1 protein-coding gene is annotated in these 3516 nt (G+C 73.5%); it reads right to left on the bottom strand.

The genetic code is table 11. From position 1 onward, the window contains the following. On the bottom strand, nt 1-3516 hold a 3516-nt coding region (locus tag ACZ7HQ_RS44925; RefSeq protein WP_471003280.1), incomplete at both ends, for an SDR family NAD(P)-dependent oxidoreductase.

Here is a 3516-nt window from a genome sequence, read left to right as displayed (position 1 = left end):
CAACGAACACTCCCCCGACCGCAACGACTGCACCGCCAGATGCATCGCGACCAGCGACGACGAACACGCCGTATCCACCGTCACCGCAGGACCCTCGAACCCCAACGAGTACGAGACCCGGCCCGACGCGATGCTGCCGGAGCTTCCGTTGCTGATGTAGCCCTCGTACCCCTGCGGCGAGCGGTTCAGGTGGCGGGCGCCGTAGTCGTTGTACATGACGCCCAAGAACACTCCGGTGCGGCTGCCGGTGAGCGTCTCCGGCCGGGTGCCGGCCGACTCCAGGGCCTCCCAGGAGGTCTCCAGGAGCAGTCGCTGCTGCGGGTCGGTCGCAGTCGCCTCCCGCGGCGAGATGCCGAAGAACTCCGCGTCGAACTGAGCGGCGTCGTGCAGGAACCCGCCCTCGCGGGTGTATGTCTTGCCGGGCTGCTGCGGGTCGGGGTCGTAGATGCCTTCGACGTCCCAGCCGCGGTCGACCGGGAACGGCGAGATCGCGTCCCGGCCCTCGGACACCAGCCGCCACAGGTCCTCGGGCGAGGCCACCCCGCCCGGATACTTGCAGGCCATGCCGACGATGACGATCGGGTCGTCGCCCGTGTCCTGCCGATGGCGCGCCGACGCCTGCGCCGCGGGCTCGGCGACCGCGAGCGCGGTGGAGCCGGCCAGCTCCCCGAGGACTTCGCGGGCGAGTTCGTCGTACAGGAATTCCGCGACCGCGAGCGGAGTCGGGTGGTCGAAGACCAGCGTCGCCGGAAGGCGCATGCCGGTGGCGGCGCCAAGCTGGTTGCGCAGTTCGACCGCAGTGAGGGAGTCGAGGCCGAGCCGGTTGAACGGCTGGGCGCGGTCGACGGCGTCGCGGTCGGCGTGTCCGAGCACGTACGCGACCTTCTCCGCGACGAGGCCGCCGAGGATCTGAAGGCGCTCCTCGCGGTCGGCCACGCGAAGCTCGGCGAACAGCGGCGCGCTCGCGCTGCCGGCGGTCGCCGCGGTGCCACCGGCCGCGCGGGAAGAGGGTCGGGGCCTGGTGCTCACGACCGCCCGGAAGACGGCGGGCAGCGATCCGGCCGCGGCCTGCTCGTCGAGGGCGGGGGCGTTCAGCCGGGCGGGCACGAGCAGGCCGTCGGCGTGCGCTCCGACGCCCTGCGAGCCGGCCTGCGAAGTCCCGGAGGTTGCGGAGGTCACCGCGAGGGCGGCGTCCAACAGCGTGACGCCCTGTTCGCGGCTGATCTCCAGGAGGCCGGTGCGCTTCAGCCGGGCCACATCGGCCCGGTCGAGCTCCGCGGCCATCCCGCCCTCGGTGCTCCACAGGCCCCACGCGAGCGAGACGCCCGGCAGCCCGAGCGCCCGGCGCCGACGCGCCAGCGCGTCGAGGAAGGCGTTGGCGGCGGCGTAGTTGGCCTGTCCAGCCCCGCCGAAGACACCGGCGACCGAGGAGAACAGGACGAAAGCGGAGAGCGGGGCCTGCGCCGTCAGCTCGTGGAGGTGCAGCGCCGCGTCGGCCTTCGCGCTCAGCACCTTCGTCAGCTGCGCGGGAGTGAGGGATTCGAGGAGTCCGTCGTCGAGCACGCCCGCGGTGTGGACGACGCCGGTGAGCGGGTGGTCGCCCGGTACGCCGGCGAGCAGTTCGGCGACGGCGGAGCGGTCGGACATGTCGCAGGCGGCGAGCGTCACGTCGGCTCCGAGGGCTTCCAGTTCCGCGACGAGTTCGGCGGCGCCCGGGGCGTCCGGACCACGGCGGCTGGTCAGCAGCAGGTGCCGCACTCCGTGCACCGTGACGAGGTGGCGGGCGAAGAGCGAGCCGAGATCGCCGGTGCCACCGGTGATCAGGACCGTTCCCTCGCCGGAGAAGGCGGGGGCGTGGGCGGAGCCGTCGGCGTGGGTCGTCTCGGGGGCCGCGACCGCGCGGAGCCGCGGGACGGAGGGGGCCCCGGCACGGAGCGCGATCTGCGGCTCCACGCCGGTGCCCGTGCTGAGCAGAGCCGGCAGGGCGCGCAGCGAGGCCTCCTCCCCGTCGATGTCGATCAGGCGGAACCGGCCCGGGTGCTCAAGCTGGGCGCTGCGTATCAGGCCGCCTACGGCAGCGGACGCCAGGTCGACGGCTGCGGCCTCGGCCGTGTCGACGGCGAGCGCACCGCGGGTGAGCAGCGTCGCGGTGACGGATGCGAAGCGCGGCTCCTTCAGCCAGTCCTGGAGGAGTTGGAGGACCGTCTGCGTCCGCTGGTGCGTGGCCCCGGCGATGCCGCCGTCCGCTCCGCCTTCTCCGTCCGCTCCGCCCAGGACGGGCAGTGCTATCAGGACGTCCCGCGGCGCGTCGTCCGGATCGGTTTCGATGGCGGCGGCGAGGGCTGCCAGGTCGGCGTGGCGGCGCGCCGGAACGGATTCGACGGGCCAGTCGGCGCCGAGGTCGAGAAGCACCGGACCGGTCCCGGACACGGCCGCGGACGTAGATGTAGCGGAACCGGCGTCTTCCAGCAGCGACCACGCGACGCCGTACAGCGATTCGATGCTCGATACGCGGGCCGAGCGAAGCTGTTCCAGCGTCACGGGACGCAGCGCCAGCGACCGCACGGTGGCGATGGCCGCCCCCGCCTCGTCCAGCAGCTCCACGGAGGTCGCGCCCTCACCGAGGCGACGTATGCGGATCCGGGCAGAACTCACGGCGGTGGCGTGCAGCGTGACGCCGCTCCAGGAGAACGGCAGATGGCACTCGTCCTGCCCGGACAGCAGGCCGGGCAGTGCGAGCGAGTGCAGGGCGGTGTCCAGGAGCGCCGGATGGATGCTGAAACGCCCGGCGTCGTCCGTCTGCCGGGTGGGCAGACGGACCTCGGCATAGACGGTGTCGCCGTCCCGCCACGCCGTGTGCAGCCCGCGGAACGCGGGACCGTAGTCGAATCCGAGTCCGATCAGCCGCTCGTAGAGGGCGTCGAGGTCCACCGGTGTGGCCCCGCGCGGAGGCCACACCTGCGACGGCTCCGGGGCAAGCGCCGGGGCCGGCTCTGCCGCACCGGAACGGAGGATGCCGGTGGCGTGCCGGGTCCAGGAGGCGTCCTCGGCGGCGTGGGCGGGGCGGGAGTGCACGGTGATCGCACGGCCGCCGGCCGCCTCGGCCTCGCCGACCAGGACCTGCACGGCGTGCGCCGATCCCTCGTCGAGGATGAGCGGCGCCTCCAGCGTGAGTTCCTCGACGCCCGCGCAGCCCAAGCGGGCTGCGGCGGTGAGGGCGAGTTCGAGGAACGCGGTCCCGGGCAGCAGCGTCGAGCCGAGCACGACGTGGTCGCCGAGCCACGGACGGGCTCCCGGGGAGATGGTGCCGGTCAGCACGGTGCCACCGGTACCGGGCAGGGCGACCGCACCACCGAGGAACGGGTGGTCGACGGCACGCATACCGAGGTGCGCGGCGTCGGCGGAGGCGGTGTTGCCGGCAAGCCAGTGGTGTTCGTGCTGGAAGGCGTAGGTGGGCAGTTCGCGGGCGAGGCCGTTCGCCCGGCCGAGCGCGGTCCAGTCGACCTGGTGGCCGCG

This window comes from Streptomyces sp. NPDC037290, from assembly GCF_055603245.1.
This window is presented reverse-complemented; position numbering and strand designations above follow the sequence as displayed.